The 19,641-nt window shown below is 42.7% G+C and carries 19 protein-coding genes and 2 tRNA genes; 14 read left to right on the forward strand and 7 right to left on the reverse strand.

Translation table 11 applies throughout. From position 1 onward, the window contains the following. The first annotated feature begins 161 nt into the window (after positions 1–161). The 10 genes from QK890_RS08510 to QK890_RS08555 all read left to right on the forward strand — a co-directional run bounded on the left by QK890_RS08510 (position 162) and on the right by QK890_RS08555 (position 9,363). Positions 162–635 carry an arginine repressor gene (locus tag QK890_RS08510; RefSeq protein WP_005778877.1) on the forward strand — a complete coding sequence of 158 codons (474 nt, stop codon included), beginning with the start codon at positions 162–164 and terminating at the stop codon, positions 633–635. A gap of 33 nt (positions 636–668) precedes the next feature. Then, positions 669–1,247, forward strand: coding sequence for a GNAT family N-acetyltransferase (locus tag QK890_RS08515; RefSeq protein WP_005778879.1), 579 nt, complete (start codon positions 669–671; stop codon positions 1,245–1,247). Positions 1,248–1,260: 13 nt separating this feature from the next. Then, positions 1,261–2,466, forward strand: coding sequence for an argininosuccinate synthase (locus tag QK890_RS08520; RefSeq protein ID WP_005778881.1), 1,206 nt, complete (start codon positions 1,261–1,263; stop codon positions 2,464–2,466). Beyond that, positions 2,463–3,431 carry an N-acetyl-gamma-glutamyl-phosphate reductase gene (gene argC / locus QK890_RS08525; protein ID WP_005778883.1) on the forward strand — a complete coding sequence of 323 codons (969 nt, stop codon included), beginning with the start codon at positions 2,463–2,465 and terminating at the stop codon, positions 3,429–3,431. The genes QK890_RS08520 and argC overlap by 4 nt, the downstream gene beginning before the upstream one ends. Positions 3,432–3,437: 6 nt before the next feature. Then, positions 3,438–4,562: an aspartate aminotransferase family protein gene (locus QK890_RS08530; protein WP_005778885.1), complete on the forward strand. Its 1,125-nt coding sequence runs from the start codon at positions 3,438–3,440 to the stop codon at positions 4,560–4,562. A gap of 112 nt (positions 4,563–4,674) precedes the next feature. After that, positions 4,675–5,448 carry a pyrroline-5-carboxylate reductase gene (gene proC / locus QK890_RS08535; protein ID WP_005810731.1) on the forward strand — a complete coding sequence of 258 codons (774 nt, stop codon included), beginning with the start codon at positions 4,675–4,677 and terminating at the stop codon, positions 5,446–5,448. 59 nt (positions 5,449–5,507) lie between these two features. Beyond that, entirely contained in the window at positions 5,508–6,062 is a 555-nt protein-coding gene (locus tag QK890_RS08540) for a helix-turn-helix domain-containing protein (protein WP_005778890.1), read from the forward strand. Between the two features lie 17 nt (positions 6,063–6,079). Next, entirely contained in the window at positions 6,080–7,735 is a 1,656-nt protein-coding gene (locus QK890_RS08545) for an AMP-binding protein (RefSeq protein WP_367627305.1), read from the forward strand. A gap of 155 nt (positions 7,736–7,890) precedes the next feature. Beyond that, a complete protein-coding gene (locus QK890_RS08550; RefSeq protein ID WP_005778894.1) occupies positions 7,891–8,091 on the forward strand; it encodes a DUF2007-related protein in 201 nt (66 codons plus the stop codon). 126 nt (positions 8,092–8,217) lie between these two features. Further along, positions 8,218–9,363, forward strand: a complete 1,146-nt coding sequence (locus tag QK890_RS08555; protein WP_032540307.1) for a glycerate kinase — start codon at positions 8,218–8,220, stop codon at positions 9,361–9,363. 83 nt (positions 9,364–9,446) lie between these two features. On the opposite strand, the gene QK890_RS08560 is transcribed toward QK890_RS08555, so the two are convergent. The 7 genes from QK890_RS08560 to prmC form a co-directional block, all read right to left on the reverse strand. Continuing rightward, a tRNA-Leu gene (locus tag QK890_RS08560) sits at positions 9,447–9,530 on the reverse strand. Between the two features lie 14 nt (positions 9,531–9,544). Next, positions 9,545–9,617: transfer RNA gene (locus QK890_RS08565), tRNA-Gly, on the reverse strand. Between the two features lie 144 nt (positions 9,618–9,761). Next, complete coding sequence (gene argH / locus QK890_RS08570; RefSeq protein WP_032540308.1) at positions 9,762–11,105, reverse strand: argininosuccinate lyase; 1,344 nt, start codon at positions 11,103–11,105, stop codon at positions 9,762–9,764. A gap of 5 nt (positions 11,106–11,110) precedes the next feature. Beyond that, positions 11,111–11,521, reverse strand: a complete 411-nt coding sequence (locus tag QK890_RS08575; RefSeq protein WP_005778931.1) for an SRPBCC family protein — start codon at positions 11,519–11,521, stop codon at positions 11,111–11,113. A 100-nt stretch (positions 11,522–11,621) separates the two neighbouring features. Beyond that, entirely contained in the window at positions 11,622–12,260 is a 639-nt protein-coding gene (gene pyrE, locus QK890_RS08580) for an orotate phosphoribosyltransferase (RefSeq protein ID WP_005810767.1), read from the reverse strand. 95 nt (positions 12,261–12,355) lie between these two features. Continuing rightward, complete coding sequence (locus QK890_RS08585; protein WP_005778936.1) at positions 12,356–12,820, reverse strand: regulatory protein RecX; 465 nt, start codon at positions 12,818–12,820, stop codon at positions 12,356–12,358. Beyond that, positions 12,817–13,653 (reverse strand): peptide chain release factor N(5)-glutamine methyltransferase, encoded by an 837-nt coding sequence (gene prmC, locus QK890_RS08590; protein ID WP_022011450.1) that lies wholly within the window; start codon positions 13,651–13,653, stop codon positions 12,817–12,819. Before prmC ends, QK890_RS08585 begins: the two co-directional genes overlap by 4 nt. A 53-nt stretch (positions 13,654–13,706) precedes the next feature. Between prmC and ribD the strand changes: the two genes are divergently transcribed. The 4 genes from ribD to bamA all read left to right on the forward strand — a co-directional run bounded on the left by ribD (position 13,707) and on the right by bamA (position 19,641). After that, positions 13,707–14,747 carry a bifunctional diaminohydroxyphosphoribosylaminopyrimidine deaminase/5-amino-6-(5-phosphoribosylamino)uracil reductase RibD gene (gene ribD / locus QK890_RS08595; RefSeq protein WP_032531762.1) on the forward strand — a complete coding sequence of 347 codons (1,041 nt, stop codon included), beginning with the start codon at positions 13,707–13,709 and terminating at the stop codon, positions 14,745–14,747. A gap of 138 nt (positions 14,748–14,885) precedes the next feature. Beyond that, entirely contained in the window at positions 14,886–16,238 is a 1,353-nt protein-coding gene (locus QK890_RS08600) for a DUF6242 domain-containing protein (RefSeq protein WP_005810773.1), read from the forward strand. Between the two features lie 8 nt (positions 16,239–16,246). Next, positions 16,247–16,981 carry an isoprenyl transferase gene (locus tag QK890_RS08605; protein WP_005778944.1) on the forward strand — a complete coding sequence of 245 codons (735 nt, stop codon included), beginning with the start codon at positions 16,247–16,249 and terminating at the stop codon, positions 16,979–16,981. 23 nt (positions 16,982–17,004) lie between these two features. After that, complete coding sequence (gene bamA, locus QK890_RS08610; RefSeq protein ID WP_005778946.1) at positions 17,005–19,641, forward strand: outer membrane protein assembly factor BamA; 2,637 nt, start codon at positions 17,005–17,007, stop codon at positions 19,639–19,641.

Below are 19,641 nucleotides of genomic sequence, written 5' to 3' on the forward strand. Positions count from 1 at the left end.
ACATAACCATTCAAGCATAGATATATTCATGCTACTATTTCTGCATATTTCCACAACATATGCTATGTTTATGTATAAAAAGAGTGAAAAAACAGCCTTTTATGCATACTATTTCCAAATTATTGCATACTTTTGCGCCATTCTTAGAATAATTATACAAGATGAAGAAGAAAGCAAACCGGTTAGATGCCATAAAAATGATTATCTCCAGTAAAGAAGTAGGTTCACAAGAAGAACTCTTGCAAGAATTAGGACAGGAAGGATTCGAACTGACACAAGCCACTCTTTCACGTGACCTGAAACAACTGAAAGTAGCCAAAGCTGCCAGCATGAATGGCAAATATGTATATGTATTGCCCAATGACATCATGTACAAACGGGTTGGCGACCAAAGTGCCAGTGAAATGTTAATGAATAACGGATTCATCTCCCTTCAGTTCTCCGGAAATATTGCAGTAATCAAAACCCGCCCCGGATACGCGAGCAGCATGGCTTATGACATTGATAACCGTGAGTCGGATACCATTCTGGGAACGATTGCCGGAGACGATACCATCATGCTGGTGCTGCGCGAAGGAGTGACTCCCACTGCCGTACGAAGTTTCTTGTCTCTCATTATTCCGAATATCAACTAACTAACAACAATTATACTCTACACTAAATCAAAAATGGACACTCAACAAATAGATGTTATGGTAGCCGACGCCTCGCATGAGGTTTACGTTGACACTATTTTGGAGACAATCAGAAACGCAGCAAAAGTACGCGGAACCGGAATAGCAGAACGTACACATGAGTACGTAGCCACCAAAATGAAAGAAGGAAAAGCAATCATAGCCCTCAGTGGAGATGTGTTTGCCGGATTTACTTATATTGAATCATGGGGAAACAAACAATACGTTGCTACATCGGGATTGATTGTACATCCCGACTTCCGGGGATTAGGATTGGCCAAACGTATCAAACAGGCCTCTTTTCAGTTGGCTCGTTTACGATGGCCGAGAGCTAAAATATTCAGTTTGACCAGTGGTGCGGCCGTGATGAAAATGAACACGGAACTGGGATATGTACCGGTCACATTTAATGAACTGACCGATGACGAAGCTTTCTGGAAAGGATGTGAAGGTTGCACTAACCATGAAATCCTGGTGGCAAAGAATCGTAAATTCTGTATTTGCACCGCCATGCTATATGATCCGGCAGATCCGCATAACATTAAAAAGGAACAAGAAAGAAATAACATTTAAAAAATACAGCACTATGGAACAGAAAAAGAAAGTAGTGGTTGCATTCAGCGGAGGTCTCGATACCTCGTTCACTGTAATGTACCTGGCTAAGGAAAAAGGATATGAAGTGTACGCTGCATGCGCCAATACAGGCGGTTTCAGCGAAGAACAACTGAAGCAGAACGAAGAGAATGCCTACAAACTGGGTGCTGTGAAATATGTCACCCTCGATGTCACTCAGGAATACTACGAAAAGAGTTTGAAATACATGATATTCGGCAACGTACTGCGTAATGGCACTTACCCGATTTCTGTTAGCTCCGAACGCATCTTCCAGGCACTGGCCATTGCACGTTATGCCAAGGAGATTGGTGCAGAAGCCATTGCACATGGTTCTACCGGAGCAGGAAACGACCAGATTCGCTTTGACATGACTTTCCTTGTCATGACTCCGGGTGTAGAAATCATTACGCTGACTCGTGATATGGCCCTAAGTCGTCAGGAGGAAATCGATTACCTGAACAAAAATGGTTTCGAAGCCGACTTTACGAAGCTGAAATACTCTTATAACGTCGGATTATGGGGTACTTCCATCTGCGGAGGAGAAATTCTGGACAGCGCACAGGGATTGCCCGAAACAGCTTATCTGAAACAAGTCACCAAAGAAGGTAGCGAACTACTGCGCCTTGAATTTAAAAACGGTGAGCTTCATGCTGTAAACGGTGAAGTCTTTGAAGACAAGATTGCAGCCATCCAGAAGGTGGAAGAAATAGGTGCAGCTTACGGTATTGGTCGTGATATGCACGTAGGAGATACCATCATCGGTATTAAGGGACGTGTTGGATTTGAAGCAGCTGCCCCGATGCTTATCATCGGCGCACACCGGTTCCTCGAAAAATATACGCTGAGCAAATGGCAACAATATTGGAAAGACCAAGTAGCCAACTGGTATGGCATGTTCCTTCACGAAAGCCAGTATCTGGAACCGGTAATGCGTGATATTGAAGCAATGCTACAGGAATCTCAGCGCAATGTAAACGGTACTGCAATCCTTGAACTCCGCCCCTTATCATTCTCCACCGTTGGTGTAGAGTCACAAGACGATCTGGTAAAAACCAAATTTGGTGAATATGGAGAAATGCAAAAGGGTTGGACAGCCGAAGACGCTAAAGGCTTCATCAAAGTAACTTCTACCCCGCTACGTGTTTACTATGCTAACCATAAAGACGAAGAAGTATGATAAAAGCAGGAATAATTGGCGGAGCAGGATACACGGCAGGCGAACTTATCCGCCTGCTTATCAACCATCCCGAAACCGAAATCATATTCGTTAACAGTACCAGTAATGCCGGAAACAAAATTACCGATGTGCACGAAGGACTTTACGGAGAGTGCGATCTGGTCTTTACCGACGAACTCCCGTTAGAAGACATCGATGTGCTTTTCTTCTGTACCGCCCATGGAGATACAAAGAAATTTATAGAAAGTCACAACATTCCGGAGGATCTGAAAATCATTGATTTATCAATGGACTACCGCATTGCTTCACCGGATCATGACTTTATTTATGGCCTGCCGGAATTAAATCGCCGTGCAACCTGCACAGCAAAACATGTAGCCAATCCGGGATGCTTTGCTACTTGTATCCAATTAGGATTACTTCCATTGGCAAAACATCTGATGCTAAACGGAGATGTAATGGTAAACGCTATTACAGGAAGCACAGGAGCAGGAGTAAAACCTGGAGCCACCAGTCATTTCAGTTGGCGAAACAATAATATGAGCGTGTACAAAGCTTTTGAACACCAACACGTTCCCGAAATCAGGCAATCACTGAAACAATTACAGAATAGTTTTGATTCAGAAATTGACTTCATCCCTTACCGGGGTGATTTTCCCCGCGGTATTTTTGCTACTTTAGTCGTAAAAACAAAGGTAGCATTAGAGGAAATTGTACGCATGTATGAGGAATATTATTCCAAAGACTCGTTTGTACACATCGTAGACAAAAACATAGACCTGAAACAGGTAGTAAATACCAATAAATGTCTGATTCACCTGGAAAAACACGGTGATAAACTATTGATCATTTCTTGTATTGACAATCTGTTGAAAGGTGCATCCGGGCAGGCAGTCCATAACATGAACCTGATGTTTAATCTGGAGGAGACGGTAGGCCTGCGCCTTAAACCCTCTGCATTCTAAAAAGCAATGAACCTATTTGACGTATATCCCCTTTTTGATATAAACATAGTAAAAGGAAAAGGTTGTCACGTTTGGGATGAAAACGGCACGGAATATCTGGATCTCTACGGAGGACATGCTGTCATCTCGATCGGACATGCCCACCCGCATTATGTTGACATGATTAGCAAGCAAGTGGCAACACTGGGCTTCTATTCAAATTCTGTAATCAACAAGTTACAGCAACAGGTAGCCGAACGTCTTGGAAAACTATCCGGATATGAAGATTACTCCCTATTCCTGATCAACAGTGGTGCCGAAGCAAATGAAAATGCACTGAAATTGGCCTCGTTCCATAACGGACGGACCAAAGTAATATCTTTCGGCAAAGCTTTTCACGGGCGTACTTCGCTGGCGGTAGAAGCTACAGATAATCCTAAAATTATAGCTCCGATCAATGCCAACGGGCATATAACCTACCTTCCGCTAAACGATACGGAGGCGATGAAAGCCGAACTGGCAAAAGGAGATGTTTGTGCTGTCATTATTGAAGGCATACAAGGAGTAGGCGGTATCAAAATACCAACAACCGAATTCCTGCAGGAACTTCGTAAAGCCTGCACTGACAACGGCACAATCCTGATCTTAGACGAGATACAAAGCGGTTACGGACGTAGTGGCAAATTCTTTGCCCACCAGTATGCCGGAATCAAACCTGACATAATCACTGTTGCCAAAGGTATTGGAAACGGATTTCCCATGGCAGGAGTACTGATCAGCCCGATATTCACACCGGTATATGGCATGCTCGGGACTACTTTTGGTGGCAATCATCTGGCTTGCTCCGCTGCACTGGCGGTGATGGATGTCATTGAACAGGAAAAGTTGGTAGAAAATGCAGCCGACATCGGTACCTATCTGTTAGAAGAATTGAAAAAATTCAGAGAAATCAAAGAAGTTCGCGGATGCGGACTTATGATCGGAATGGAGTTCGACCAACCGGTAAAGGAAATCCGCAACCGCCTGATTCACGAACAAAAAGTATTTACCGGTGCCAGTGGTACGAATGTAATCCGTTTGCTACCTCCTCTCTGCCTCAGCAAGGCAGAAGCCGATGAATTCCTTGTCCGGCTAAGAAAAGTACTCGGTTAATAATCAGCATCCTTATAAGGAAAGTGAAAAAGTGAAAATACCTGCCACGTTTGCTCGTATTTTCACTTTTTACTTATACCTTTGTCAGAAACAGACTAAATAATTATAAAATATGAAAGTAGCTATCATTGGTGCAGGAAATATGGGAGGCTCCATTGCCTGCGGACTGGCAAAAGGCAAGCTGATCTCGGCTTCCGATATTATAGTGTCCAACCCCAGTGCCGGAAAACTGGAAGCGTTGAAAAAAGAATTCCCTTCTATCACTACCACTCGCAATAATGCAGAAGCTGCTATCGGTGCTGATATTGTGATTTTGACCGTGAAACCCTGGCTAATCAGAAGTGTGCTCCGCGAAATGAAACTAAAAAGCAAACAGATTCTGGTTTCCGTTGCAGCCGGAATCAGCTTCGAACAATTGGCGCATGATGTCGTTGAACCAGAGATGCCCATGTTCCGTATTGTCCCCAATACAGCTATCAGCGAACTACAAAGTATGACACTGATAGCTTCACGAAATGCCGGACACGATCTGGAAACACTGATGGTCAACCTCTTCAGTGAGATGGGGATGGCTATGATTTTGCCTGAGGACAAGCTGGAAGCAGCTACTGCTCTAACCTCTTGTGGCATTGCTTATGTACTGAAATATATTCAGGCTGCTATGCAAGCAGGTATTGAAATGGGAATCCGCCCGTCGGATGCCATGGACATGATTGCGCAATCCGTAAAAGGGGCTGCCGAACTGATACTGAACAACGATACCCATCCGAGTGTAGAGATTGACAAAGTGACTACTCCCGGTGGAATTACAATCAAAGGTATCAATGAGTTAGAGCATAATGGATTTACCTCTGCCATTATTAAAGCAATGAAAGCATCAAGATAGTGATTATCTAATTTTAATCACAAAAAACAAAAACATTAATCACTAAACACTAAATTTATATGGACGACCAAATTAAACAAATAGCAGAACGTCTGCGTGGACTACGTGACGTACTTGAACTGACAGCTGAAGACATCGCCCGTGATTGTGAGATTTCAGCGGAAGAATATCGTCTTGCAGAAACCGGAGATTACGACATCTCAGTAAGTATGCTGCAAAAAATCGCACGTAAATACGGCATAGCTCTTGATGCTCTGATGTTCGGAGAAGAGCCTAAGATGAGCAGCTATTTCCTGACACGTGCAGGTAAAGGAACCAGTATAGAACGTACAAAGGCGTATAAATACCAATCATTAGCGGCGGGCTTTATGAACCGAAACGCCGACCCGTTTATCGTAACTGTCGAACCAAAACCGGACAACGAACCGATACACTATAATAGCCATGGCGGCCAGGAGTTCAACTTGGTACTTGAAGGTCGCATGATGATCAGCATAGATGGAAAAGACCTGATACTAAACGAAGGAGACAGCTTGTACTTCAACTCAAAACTGCCCCATGGAATGAAAGCACTGGATGGAAAAACAGTGCGCTTTCTGGCAGTAATCATGTAATTATTTAAATGAAGAAAATGATAGATAGATTTTTATCGCAAACTTCCTTCAGTTCACAGGAAGATTTTGTCAAGAACTTAAAGATAAATGTTCCGGAAAACTTCAACTTCGGATACGATATAGTAGATGCCTGGGCTGCTGAACAGCCAGACAAACCGGCTTTGTTATGGACCAATGATAAAGGTGAACAACGCCAGTTCTCTTTTGCGGATATAAAACAATATACAGATCAGACAGCATCCTACTTTCAAAGTCTGGGCATCGGACATGGTGATATGGTCATGCTGATATTGAAACGACGTTACGAATTTTGGTTCAGCATCATCGCTTTGCATAAGCTGGGAGCCGTTGTTATCCCTGCCACCCACCTGCTAACCAAGAAAGACATCGTATATCGCTGCAATGCAGCCGATATAAAGATGATCGTAGCAGCCGGAGAAGAGGTTATTACTAAACATATCATAGATGCCATGCCGGACTCTCCTACAGTGAAACATTTGGTAAGTGTTGGCCCTGAAATAGCAGAAGGATTCGAAGATTTTCATCAAGGCATTAAAGATGCAGCCCCTTTCGCTAAACCGGAACATCCAAACTCCAACGATGATATCTCTTTGATGTACTTCACCAGCGGAACGACCGGTGAGCCCAAAATGGTTGCACATGATTTCACCTATCCGTTGGGACATATTGTCACCGGTAGTTTCTGGCACAATCTGAAAGAGAACAGCCTTCATCTCACCATCGCCGATACAGGTTGGGGAAAAGCTGTATGGGGAAAGCTGTACGGACAATGGATAGCCGGAGCTAATGTTTTCGTCTACGACCACGAGAAGTTTACTCCAGCCGACATATTGGAGAAAATACAAAACTACCATGTTACTTCACTTTGTGCCCCTCCCACAATCTTCCGTTTTCTGATTCACGAAGATCTGACCAAATACGATCTTTCTTCCTTGGAATATTGCACGATTGCCGGTGAAGCATTAAATCCGGCAGTATTCGATACATTTAAGAAACTGACAGGCATCAAACTGATGGAAGGGTTCGGCCAAACGGAAACAACACTAACGGTTGCCACCTTCCCCTGGATGGAACCGAAACCGGGAAGCATGGGAGTCCCTAACCCCCAATATGATGTTGACCTGATAGACTATGAAGGCCGTTCGGTAGAGGCTGGCGAACAAGGACAGATTGTTATTCGGACTACTAACGGTAAACCGTTGGGACTGTTCAAAGAGTATTATCGCGACGCTGCGCGTACACACGAAGCATGGCATGACGGCATCTATTATACAGGTGATGTGGCCTGGAAAGATGAAGACGGCTATCTTTGGTTTGTAGGGCGTGCCGATGACGTAATAAAAAGCTCCGGTTACCGTATCGGACCGTTTGAAGTAGAAAGTGCGCTGATGACCCACCCTGCTGTAGTGGAGTGTGCCATCACTGGTGTACCCGATGAAATTCGAGGGCAAGTGGTAAAAGCAACTATTGTGCTGGCAAAAGATTATAAAGAACGTGCAGGTGAAGAGTTGATAAAAGAACTCCAGAACCATGTGAAAAAAGTAACGGCTCCTTATAAGTATCCACGTGTCATTGAATTTGTAGATGAATTACCCAAAACTATCAGTGGCAAAATCCGGCGGGTGGAAATCCGTAAGAATTATGAGAAATAGCCCAATTATACAAAATTCGTACATAAAATATTGATCAAACCAACAAATCAGCAAACGTTTGCAACATAAGTGCTATAATATGAACTAAAATTGCTCTTCTGAAAGAAAACAACCTGCTATATTTGCAACATATTCATTTAATAACTAAAAAGCAAATGGTAGTAAGTAGAAAGATTTCTCAGGTTGAAGTATTCGCTGGTAGCCCATGGGAAGTGGCAAGTGTGAGAACCCTTCTAAAGGCTGCATCTATCGAAGTGGTGATGAAGGACAAAGGAATAGATTGCATACTGCTTTCTGTCCCCTGTGAATATTACACTGCAGCAATGCGGGTTATCAGCAACAGAATAGCTTCATAGGTTTGTTAGATTAGGTTTGATTAGGGACAAAAGCCGGAATGATTCGTGTTACATTCCGGCTTTTTATTTTCAACGCTTCTTATGATTATTATCACATCTTCTAAATAAAAACAATTTTCTCCAAGCATGAAAAAGATAATCATTGCATCCGACTCGTTTAAGGGTTCCCTGTCATCCGCAGAGGTAGCTGTATCATGTGAAAAAGGTATTCGAAAAGTATTTCCGAAATGCGAAATCATAAAACTCCCTATAGCGGACGGCGGAGAAGGAACAATTGAAGCACTGGTCAGTGCAACAAATGGACGGATACATTCGTGTCACGTGCACGATCCATTAATGCGGTTAATAGAAGCCCGGTATGGCGTTTTGGGAGATGGAGAAACTGCTGTCATCGAAATGGCAGCCGCGAGTGGACTGACATTGATTGAACCCCATCTGAGAAATCCGATGAAAACAACCACTTATGGTACAGGCGAATTAATACAGGATGCCTTGGAACACGGTTGCAGGAAATTTCTGATAGGAATCGGAGGTAGTGCCACCAATGATGCAGGCACGGGAATGTTGCAGGCATTAGGCATGAAGTTCCGGGATATAGCCGGGAATTTATTAGGGTATGGAGGAGAAATACTTCAAAAGATAGAGATGATTGATAGCAACGATTTCCCGGAAGATAAACTGGCAAAGTGTACATTCACCATCGCATGCGATGTAAACAACCCATTTTCCGGACCACAAGGAGCCGCATTTATTTTTGCTTCCCAAAAAGGAGCCGATGCAAAACAAATACGCATATTAGACACAGGACTGAAGCATTTTGCACAGTTGATTGCCCAAACCCTATATAAGGATATTGATGCTATCCCCGGAGCAGGAGCAGCCGGAGGCATGGGTGGCGGTTTTATGGCCTTCTTCAACGCTCGGTTATCCCGGGGAATTGACACTGTATTGGATGCTCTCCATTTTAATGAGAAACTACAAGGAGCCGATCTTGTGATTACAGGCGAAGGGAAAATGGATGCCCAAACTATAATGGGAAAAGCCCCTATGGGAGTTCTCAAAGCAGCCCAACGAAAAAATATTCCTGTAATTGGTATTGCCGGATGTGTAGATGAAACCGAATTGCTGAATAATGCAGGTTTTCTGGCTGTATATCCTATTGTAGAAGGTCCGGTCTCTCAAGAGCAAGCTATGGAAAAATCAAGGACCTGCAGCAACATAGAGAGAACTGTCCATCAATGCATGCGAATGTTATCCTTATTGCATAACTAACGGCATATAGATAACATCTCCATGAATAAAGTAAAAGCTCCATAAGTAATGAACTTATGGAGCTTTTTAGGATGCAACTATAGTACTCGAAGCGGGACTTGAACCCGCACAGCCGCAATGGCCAAAGGATTTTAAGTCCTTCGTGTCTACCATTCCACCATTCGAGCATCCTTTCAAAGAGAGCGGAAAACGAGACTCGAACTCGCGACCCTAACCTTGGCAAGGTTATGCTCTACCAACTGAGCTATTTCCGCGTTTTTTCAACGGGTGCAAAGATAAGTAGTTTCCTGCTTTCTGCCAAACTTTTTCCAAAGAAAAAATTCTCAAAGAAACGGAAAACTATTTTTATCATAAAAGCTATGTAAAGATAGAAGTTATCTTCACATAGCAATAATCTATCAAACACGCCCTAACAAGGTCTTTTCAGCCTGTTCCATGCTGTAGAAATTAAAGCCTTCCACTACATTTTGCATCAAAGCGGATATCTCATCATTACAAAGATTACCAATACTTCCTTCATGAGTATGATGCACCTTCTTATTATGCAAGAAGTTACCAGCTTCAATATCCAAGCCTACTTTTTTATAAGCATCCCGAAAAGGCATACCTTCACGTGCAAGGCGATTCACTTCTTCTACACTAAAGATAAAAAGATATTTATCATCATCAAGAATATGTTCATTCACCTTAATTTCATTCATGATGTATGTAGTCATCTGCAAGCAATCTTTCAGTTCTTGAAAAGCCGGCAAGAAAACCTCCTTGATAATTTGCAGATCACGAAAATATCCGGAAGGCAGGTTATTGGCAATCATCATAATTTGCTGTGGGAGAGATTGCAACTTATTACATTTAGCTCGTGTTAATTCAAACACATCCGGATTCTTCTTATGCGGCATGATACTGGAACCGGTAGTACATTCATCCGGCAGTTTCACAAAACCAAAATTCTGGCTATTGAACATACAGGCATCGAAAGCCAATTTTGAAATGGTTCCTGCAATTGTTGCCAGTGCAAAAGCGACGTTACGCTCCATCTTGCCACGTCCCATTTGAGCATAAACTACATTATAGTTCAAAGAGTCAAAACCAAGCAACTGGGTAGTCATCGTACGATTCAAAGGAAATGAAGAACCATATCCCGCAGCCGATCCCAAAGGATTACGGTTACACATCCTAAATGCAGCTTGCAAAAAGAGCATATCGTCCACCAAACTTTCGGCATATGCCCCGAACCAAAGGCCAAATGACGAGGGCATCGCAATCTGCAAATGAGTATACCCGGGCATTAATACATCTTTATATTGTTCACTCTGACGAATTAAAACATGAAAGAGTTGCTCCACCGCCTCTGCCACTTCTTTTATCTGTGTGCGGGTAAAAAGCTTTAAGTCAAGTAATACCTGGTCATTACGTGAACGACCACTATGAATTTTCTTACCCACATCTCCCAACCGACGAGTCAACATCAACTCCACCTGAGAGTGAACGTCCTCAACTCCTTCTTCTATTACAAATTCTCCTTTCTCGGCAGAAACATAAATATCTTTCAATTCGGCTAACAATAAAGATAATTCATCTTTTGTCAATAAACCTATGCTCTCAAGCATAGTGATATGTGCCATTGAACCAAGTACATCATGTTTAGCAAGATAAAGATCCATCTCACGGTCACGACCAACGGTAAAGCGTTCTATATCCTTGTTTACCTCAACAGATTTCTCCCAAAGTTTCTGTGCCATATTCTTTAATATTGTATCATGGATAACATATCAGCCATCTTCTCCAGTCCTTCCTGTAAAGGCTTCTGTACCATTGCTTTCATAAATGGATTAATATCCAACCCAATGGTTATTTTAAGTTTACATTCTTCATCGGCTGAAGATACAATCTGAATCCACATATTAAAAGGCAGAGGAGAATTAATCGTCTCAAATTTAATACACTTACAGGGCTCACGTTCAATAATCTTAAGGGTTAGCTGTCCCACCGGATCTACATTGAAACTAAGTGTATCCGTATCAAAACTCATATCTTTCACTTTGTCTTGTGGTAAACGGTCCTTTATGGATTCCAGGTTACTAAGGTCCGCAAGTTTATCGTACACACGTTCCTGGCTATAAGGTATTACCTTGACACTACTCTCAAATTTAGTCATCTTATTCTATCTTACTTATAAAGAAAAAAGAAGAACAATCCGAACAAACTCTGTCCGAATGGCCCTTCTTTCTATATTTTAATCATCAAAAAAATCAGTCTTATTTTCCGGTTTCCCAATGAGCTGGATCCTTGCGCCATTCGTTTAACGTTGCAATATCTTCTTCTTCAATGTAACCGGTACGCAATGCAACATCCAACACTGCTTCATAATTAGTCAACGTTACCAAAGGTACTTTAGCATCTTTAAAAGCCTGTTCGGCAACCGGGAATCCGTAAGTATAGGCAGCTACCATACCAATTACTTCACAACCATCCCGACGGATAGCCTCTACGGCTTTCAAACTACTTCCACCGGTAGAAATTAAATCTTCTACTACAACGACTTTCATACCCGGACGAAGTTCGCCTTCGATAAGATTCTCCAAGCCATGGTCTTTAGGGGTAGAACGGACATACACGAACGGAAGATTCAATGCATCAGCTACCAAAGCACCTTGAGGAATAGCACCTGTTGCAACTCCGGCAATGGCATCTACCTGTCCGAAACGTTCCAGAATCAGACGTGTAATTTCGAACTTAACAAAACTACGAAGAGAAGGATAAGAAAGGGTTTTACGGTTGTCGCAGTAAAACGGTGATTTCCATCCGGAAGCCCATGTAAACGGATTTGCCGGTTGAAGCTTAATAGCTTTAATCTTCAACAACTTCTCGGCGAATAATCTCTCTAAATTTTTCATAACTAAACTAACTATGATAATTACAGGATGCAAAAATACGGAAATGGAACGAGACTAAAAAGAAGAAGCCGTATTATTTTTTTGTTATTTGTCACTTACTCTTCTTCCACTTGCACACAACGGCGGATATCATCCATTTCAAATCCTCTGCTCATAGCAAAACGGATCAACTTCCCATTCAACTCGAATTCATCTTTGGCGTGTATACTTTTACGTTTAGCAGCCATCAAATCTCCCAAAATAGCAAGATACTCTTCCTGATCAATGTCATTCAGGTATTTATAAGACACTTCACGAGATATCTTTTTCATGTAAAGTGCTTGAGCAATCTTCATTTTACCCCATTTGGCAAAACGAAACTTATCATTGACAAATGCCCTACAGTAACGTTCTTCATCTATAAACTTCTCAACCACAAGCCGATCAATAATCCGATTGACCGCTTCATAAGGCAAGCCCCACTTCTGTAGTTTTTCACTCACTTCAGCTTTACAATGCTCGGCTGCAGAGCAATAGCCAGCCATGCGGTTTAACGCATCTTCTTCTGTTATTATATTCATCGTTTAGCAGTTACAATTCGATCATTACCCGATATGTCTTTTATCAAACGAAGGTCTCTATATCCCTTTCCGCCAAGCATTTGCAAAACTTCTTCACCATACGCCCGATTTATCTCAAAATAGAGTTTACCATGCAGACTTAGCATCTCTCTCCCCAAAGAGGCAATACGCCGGTAAAATAATAAAGGATCATTATCCGGAACAAACAGAGCCAGACCGGGCTCCCAATCCAAGACGTTAGGTTCCATTTCATTTTTTTCGCTCTCTGTCACATAAGGAGGGTTACTTACAATAATATCATATCTTCTGTCTCCAGAAAACTCCGTAGAAAAGACATCCACTTTCTCAAAATTCACTTTAGTTTTCAGTTCCTGATTGTTTTGCCTGGCAATGGCAAGTGCATTTTCCGACACATCCCACGCCGTAACCTCCGCTCCAGGAATATGCTTAGACAAACTTATAGCAATACACCCACTTCCGGTTCCTATATCAAGCAGACGGACACCTGTAGCAGACTCTTTTACTATTAAATCCACCAGTTCTTCAGTTTCGGGACGAGGGATCAGGACTCCCGGAGCTACCCGGAACATGGATCCGTAGAAATTTGCCCTTCCCTGAATATACTGAATTGGCTCGTTTTTCTTCAACCGTTCAACAATGCTTTCTAAATCACGCTGTTCGTTTGCAGATAAAATTATATCTTTGCCCAAATAATAGTCAATAGCATCCTGCCCCAGCAGATCACAACAAATCATTTTTGTGAGGCTCCTGAGTTCTCCCGGTGGATAAATATGGTGTAAAGACTGGCGGATATAAGTGGTGACGCAGTTCATTCTCATTATTTTGGGGTGCAAAAATACAAATAATATAGCTATAAGCCTAAAAGATGGAAGAAGAAAAATACATGAGACGTTGCATCCAATTGGCAAGAAACGGTCTTTGCAACGTATCTCCCAACCCAATGGTGGGGGCCGTCATCGTATGTGATGAACAAATCATCGGCGAAGGTTATCATGTCCGTTGTGGAGAAGCCCATGCCGAAGTCAACGCTATCCGTTCTGTTAAAGACCCCTCTTTACTGAAACGCAGTACTATATACGTAAGCCTTGAGCCTTGTTCCCATCATGGAAAGACACCTCCCTGTGCTGACCTAATCATAGAAAAGCAAATTCCCAAAATCGTAATCGGTTGCCAGGACCCATTTTCCAAAGTTGCGGGTAAAGGCATCCAAAAATTACGGAATGCCGGACGTGAGGTCATAGTGGGAGTCCTGGAAAAGGAGTGCCGCGAACTTATACAGAAATTCATCACCTTCCACACCCTTCATCGCCCTTATATTGTTTTAAAATGGGCAGAATCGGATGATGGCTTCATCGACTTAGAGCGTACAGAAGGACATCCTGTGCTATTATCCACTCCCCTCACTTCCATGTTGGTACATAAAAAAAGAGCAGAATCGGATGCTATCATGGTAGGTACCCGAACAGCATTATTAGACGATCCGGCATTAACTGTACGTCACTGGTACGGGCATAACCCGGTACGCATAGCTCTGGACCGTAATCATTCGCTTCCTCAGACTTCACACCTTTTGGATGGTAGCGTGCCTACACTCATTTTTACGGAATGCCACCGCCCCGGTAAAAAGAATCTGGAATATATCCCCTTGGACTATCAAACAGATATTCTGCCACAAATACTGGCAACCCTCTATCAGCGTAATCTACAATCCTTGATGGTCGAAGGAGGCAAGATATTGCTGGAATCATTTATCTGCTCCGGAATATGGGATGAAATTATTATAGAAAGAAGCGACAAACGGCTTTATTCCGGTGTTAAAGCACCTGAAATAAGCGATAAAATTAGTTATTCAGAAGAAAAACATTTCGCTACAACCTTCAGGCATTACTTAAAGAGAAATACTTAAATTCGCAGCATTCAGGGAGTTTTATATCGACAAAATCGAGCAGATTATCTATAATTTTATATAAAACTTCCCTTCAATGTTCAATATAGAGAAAAATGTTCCTATTTTTGCAACTTGTAAATAAACACAATCTTTCAAATGAGAATAAAGTTTTTATCAGTAATTGTAAGTTTCTTCCTTGTATCGTTTGCCGTTACTTCGTGCCTTGACACTGAAGAAATTGAATACAGCCCGGATGCTACCATACATGCATTTGCACTTGATACCGTACATGGGGTAAACTATAAATTTACAATAGATCAATTTGGGCCTGACGGAGTTGGACTTATTTATAACCAGGATTCACTGCCTGTGGGCTCCGATACAATTATTGACCGTATTCTTATAAAACTAACCACAGCGTCTGGAATAGTCACGGCTAAAAACGCAGAGGGTCAGGACACCTTGTTTAATTACTCCGACTCTATAGACCTCAGGGGCACTATGGAAAAGCCCATGAGAATAAAGGTATGGGCCGCGGATATGCAATATACCAAAGAGTACACCATTTCAGTGCGCGTACACCGACAGGATCCGGACTCCATGAACTGGACTAAAATGACAGATAACTTTGCTAACTACAGTGGGTATCAGAAGTCCGTAATTCTGGGTGAAGACATTCTTGTGTATACATCAAACACTACTGCCTACAAATCATCAGGAGACGTAATCAACAAAGGAAGAAGTTGGACACAGGTATCTGTTACCGGTCTTCCGGAAAACATAAAACTCTCTTCCCTCATTGCTTTTGGTGAAAAATTGTATGCCACAAACGGTGAGAAAGTATATGTTTCTTCAGATGGGGCATCATGGAGTCTTGCAACCGATTTGAATAAAAACGGTAAAGTAGAGATGCTGATCGCCCCTTTCCCCAAGAATGAGGGCAATCTGCTGGATATCTCCGGAATTGCCGGTATTATTAATAATGGTAGTCAATCTACATTTGCGATAAGCAATTCTGAAGCAACCACATGGAATATCAGTCCAGAAGAAGTCGGATCTGACTTCCCGCTGGATAATTTGTCAGCAACTTCTTATCTCAATGCTACAGGAATACAGACGATAGCCGTAATGGGCAATAATCGCAATGCAAGCGATACAACTTCGGTGGCCTGGAGTTCACAGGACGGTTTACTTTGGATTCCTTTAAAAACGTCATCGACCACTGCCTATTGTCCGAAGCTCGACAAACCGTCTTTCTTCTATTATGGCAACGCTTTCTGGGCATTCGGAGGAAAGTTCGAAACGATCTACACATCGGAAGCAGGACTTGCCTGGTATAAAGCCGATAAGAAAATCTTCTTACCGACTGAATTCAAAGACAGAGGGAACAACTACTCTACTGTAGTGGACAAAGATAACTTTATCTGGGTAATATGGAGTAACGGCGATGCCAACGAAGTATGGCGTGGACGACTTAATAAATTTGGTTTTGCCAGACAGAACAAATAATTAAAGAAATGTCCTATAAAGAACAAATAGATTTAAACCGGATACCTAAGCATGTAGCCATTATCATGGACGGTAACGGACGATGGGCCAAACAACGCGGACGCGAACGTAGTTTTGGACATCAGGCCGGAGCCGAAACTGTGCATATCATCACTGAAGAGGCAGCCAGGTTAGGAGTCAAATTCCTTACCTTATATACCTTTTCAACCGAAAACTGGAACCGGCCATCGGACGAAGTCGCTGCATTGATGAGCCTCCTATTCGACTCTATCGAAGAGGAAACATTTATGAAAAACAATATAAGTTTCCGTATCATCGGAGACATCAACAAACTACCCGAAAATGTACGGAAGCGCTTGAATGCCTGTGTCGAACGTACTTCCAAAAACACAGGAATGTGTCTGGTACTTGCTCTCAGTTATTCTGCCAGATGGGAAATAACCGAGGCCGCACGGCAGATTGCCACATTGGTTCAGAAAGGAGAAATGACTCCTGAAGAAATTACTTCGGAAAGCATCCAGACGCATCTGACAACCAATTTCATGCCCGATCCGGACCTCTTAATCCGTACAGGCGGAGAGATTCGTTTAAGCAACTATCTACTTTGGCAATGTGCTTATTCGGAGCTTTATTTTTGTGAAACCTTCTGGCCAGACTTTAAGGAAGAAGAATTGCACAAAGCTATCTGTGACTACCAGAGACGCGAACGCAGATTCGGAAAGACCAGCGAACAAATCAGTTAACTCAAAACTTAATTATAACATAAATGCATTATCGTATTTCCTTCATATTCGTAACGTTTATCAGCCTGTTTTGCTTTGCATTGCCGGGCGTAGCACAAGATGCTAACACTGACGAATCAAAACCCGTTATCATGTATTCCGGGACACCGAAAAAATATGAAATAGCCGACATCAAGGTCGAAGGTGTCAAGAACTACGAAGATTATGTTCTTATCGGACTGTCCGGACTTTCTGTAGGACAAACTATTACCGTACCGGGTGATGAGATCACGGGGGCAATCAAACGCTACTGGCGTCACGGTCTGTTCTCCAACGTGTCAATCACAGCCGAAAAGATAGAAGGCAATAAAATCTGGCTGAAGATCAGTCTGACTCAACGTCCGCGCATTTCAGACATACGCTATCACGGTGTGAAAAAGTCGGAGCGTGAAGACCTACAGACCAAACTGGGTATGATAAAAGGCAGTCAGATCACTCCTAATCTGGTGGACCGTGCAAAGGTTTTAAGTAAACGCTATTTCGACGATAAAGGATTTAAGAATGCAGAAATAACCATCACTCAAAGAGATGATCCTGCAAATGAAAATCAAGTATTGGTCGACATAGATATCGATAAGAAAGAAAAGGTAAAAGTCCATGCCATTACTTTTGCCGGTAACCATGCTATCAAAACATCGAAGCTGAAACGTGTGATGAAGAAAACAAACGAAAAGGGAAAACTGCTGAACTTGTTCCGCACCAAGAAGTTTGTTAATGAGAAGTATGAAGAGGACAAGCAACTGATTATTGATAAGTACAACGAACTGGGTTATCGCGATGCACGTATCGTGAAAGACAGCGTATCCAAATTTGACGATAAAACGGTAGATGTATACATTGAATTGGAGGAAGGCGATAAATACTACCTTCGCAACGTAACATGGGTGGGTAACACTCTTTATCCCTCAGAACAACTGAACTTTATGCTCCGCATGAAGAAAGGAGATGTATACAACCAGAAATTGCTGAATGAACGTTTGTCAACCGATGAAGACGCTATCGGTAACCTCTATTACAACAATGGTTATCTGTTCTACACGTTAGATCCGGTAGAAGTGAATATCGACAACGACTCTATCGACTTGGAGATGAGAATCTACGAAGGCCGGCAAGCCAGCATCAATAAGATCAAGATCAATGGTAATGACCGTTTGTACGAAAACGTTGTTCGCCGTGAACTCCGTACCCGCCCGGGCGAGTTGTTCAGCCGTGAGGACCTGATGCGTTCTATGCGTGAGATCCAACAAATGGGACACTTTGACCCGGAAAACATCAAACCGGATATTCAGCCGGACCAAGTGAACGGAACGGTAGATATTGCCTATGATCTGGTATCCAAAGCAAATGACCAGGTAGAGTTCTCTGCCGGTTGGGGACAGACGGGTGTTATCGGTAAATTAAGTTTGAAATTTACGAACTTCTCTTTGGCAAACCTATTGCACCCGGGAGAAAACTATCGTGGTATCCTGCCTCAGGGTGACGGACAGACACTGACCATCAGCGGACAGACCAATGCACAATACTATCAGCAGTATAGCATTTCGTTCTTTGATCCCTGGTTCGGAGGTAAACGTCCGAATTCATTCTCCCTGTCGGCATTCTTCTCAGTTCAGACTGATATCAGCAGCCGTTACTATAACTCAAGCTACTATAACAATTACTACAACAGTTATTACAGCGGCTTAGGCGGTTACGGTATGTACAATTATGGTAACTATAACAACTACGAAAACTATTATGACCCTGACAAGTCAATCAAAATGTGGGGTCTGTCAGCAGGTTGGGGAAAACGCTTGAACTGGCCGGATGACTACTTCCAGCTTTCAGCCGAGCTTTCTTATCAAAGATATATCTTGAAAGACTGGCAGTACTTCCCGGTAACTAACGGTAAATGTAACGACTTAAGCATCGGCTTGACATTGGCACGTGCTTCTTATGATAACCCGATTTATCCGCGTAGTGGTTCAGACTTCTCTCTGTCTGTACAGTTCACACCGCCTTACTCACTGTTCGACGGAGTAGACTACAGTAAATATAACGAGTACAACCAGAACGATATGAACAAAATGCACAAATGGGTAGAATACCATAAGTGGAAGTTCAAAGCAAAAACATATATTCCGTTGCTGAACCCGACAACCGTGAAAAAGACTCCGGTGCTGATGACACGTGTGGAATTCGGTATATTGGGCCACTACAACAAATATAAGAAATCTCCGTTCGGTACATTTGACGTCGGTGGTGACGGTATGACCGGATATTCAAGCTATGCAACCGAGAGTGTCGCCCTTCGTGGTTACGAAAACAGTTCGTTAACTCCGTACCGTGGACAGGAAGGATATGCCTACACTCGTATCGGATTTGAATTAAGATATCCGCTGATGCTGGAAACAAGTACCAATATTTATGCGTTAACATTCCTGGAAGCCGGTAATGCATGGCATGATGTGAAGAACTTCAATCCGTTCGACCTGAAACGTTCGGCCGGTGTAGGTGTCCGCATCTTCCTCCCGATGATCGGTATGATGGGTATCGACTGGGCATACGGTTTCGACAAAGTACTTGGCGACAAGAGCGCAGGCGGAAGCAGATTCCACTTCGTATTGGGTCAGGAATTCTAA

Origin of the sequence: Bacteroides sp. NGMCC 1.200775 (genome assembly GCF_040798045.1) — a bacterium.
GTDB lineage: Bacteria > Bacteroidota > Bacteroidia > Bacteroidales > Bacteroidaceae > Bacteroides > Bacteroides hominis.

Excerpts from the sequence above, each read along its gene's own strand:
- QK890_RS08575 (WP_005778931.1), bottom strand. The coding sequence starts at position 11,521 with ATGACTAAATTTGAGAGTAGTGTCAAGGTAATACCTTATAGCCAGGAA.
- argC (WP_005778883.1), top strand. The coding sequence starts at position 2,463 with ATGATAAAAGCAGGAATAATTGGCGGAGCAGGATACACGGCAGGCGAA.
- QK890_RS08510 (WP_005778877.1), top strand. The coding sequence starts at position 162 with ATGAAGAAGAAAGCAAACCGGTTAGATGCCATAAAAATGATTATCTCC.
- argH (WP_032540308.1), bottom strand. The coding sequence starts at position 11,105 with ATGGCACAGAAACTTTGGGAGAAATCTGTTGAGGTAAACAAGGATATA.
- QK890_RS08515 (WP_005778879.1), top strand. The coding sequence starts at position 669 with ATGGACACTCAACAAATAGATGTTATGGTAGCCGACGCCTCGCATGAG.
- QK890_RS08520 (WP_005778881.1), top strand. The coding sequence starts at position 1,261 with ATGGAACAGAAAAAGAAAGTAGTGGTTGCATTCAGCGGAGGTCTCGAT.
- QK890_RS08555 (WP_032540307.1), top strand. The coding sequence starts at position 8,218 with ATGAAAAAGATAATCATTGCATCCGACTCGTTTAAGGGTTCCCTGTCA.
- ribD (WP_032531762.1), top strand. The coding sequence starts at position 13,707 with ATGGAAGAAGAAAAATACATGAGACGTTGCATCCAATTGGCAAGAAAC.
- QK890_RS08585 (WP_005778936.1), bottom strand. The coding sequence starts at position 12,820 with ATGAATATAATAACAGAAGAAGATGCGTTAAACCGCATGGCTGGCTAT.
- QK890_RS08605 (WP_005778944.1), top strand. The coding sequence starts at position 16,247 with ATGTCCTATAAAGAACAAATAGATTTAAACCGGATACCTAAGCATGTA.
- QK890_RS08550 (WP_005778894.1), top strand. The coding sequence starts at position 7,891 with ATGGTAGTAAGTAGAAAGATTTCTCAGGTTGAAGTATTCGCTGGTAGC.
- QK890_RS08600 (WP_005810773.1), top strand. The coding sequence starts at position 14,886 with ATGAGAATAAAGTTTTTATCAGTAATTGTAAGTTTCTTCCTTGTATCG.
- QK890_RS08545 (WP_367627305.1), top strand. The coding sequence starts at position 6,080 with ATGATAGATAGATTTTTATCGCAAACTTCCTTCAGTTCACAGGAAGAT.
- proC (WP_005810731.1), top strand. The coding sequence starts at position 4,675 with ATGAAAGTAGCTATCATTGGTGCAGGAAATATGGGAGGCTCCATTGCC.
- QK890_RS08540 (WP_005778890.1), top strand. The coding sequence starts at position 5,508 with ATGGACGACCAAATTAAACAAATAGCAGAACGTCTGCGTGGACTACGT.
- bamA (WP_005778946.1), top strand. The coding sequence starts at position 17,005 with ATGCATTATCGTATTTCCTTCATATTCGTAACGTTTATCAGCCTGTTT.
- pyrE (WP_005810767.1), bottom strand. The coding sequence starts at position 12,260 with ATGAAAAATTTAGAGAGATTATTCGCCGAGAAGTTGTTGAAGATTAAA.
- QK890_RS08530 (WP_005778885.1), top strand. The coding sequence starts at position 3,438 with ATGAACCTATTTGACGTATATCCCCTTTTTGATATAAACATAGTAAAA.
- prmC (WP_022011450.1), bottom strand. The coding sequence starts at position 13,653 with ATGAACTGCGTCACCACTTATATCCGCCAGTCTTTACACCATATTTAT.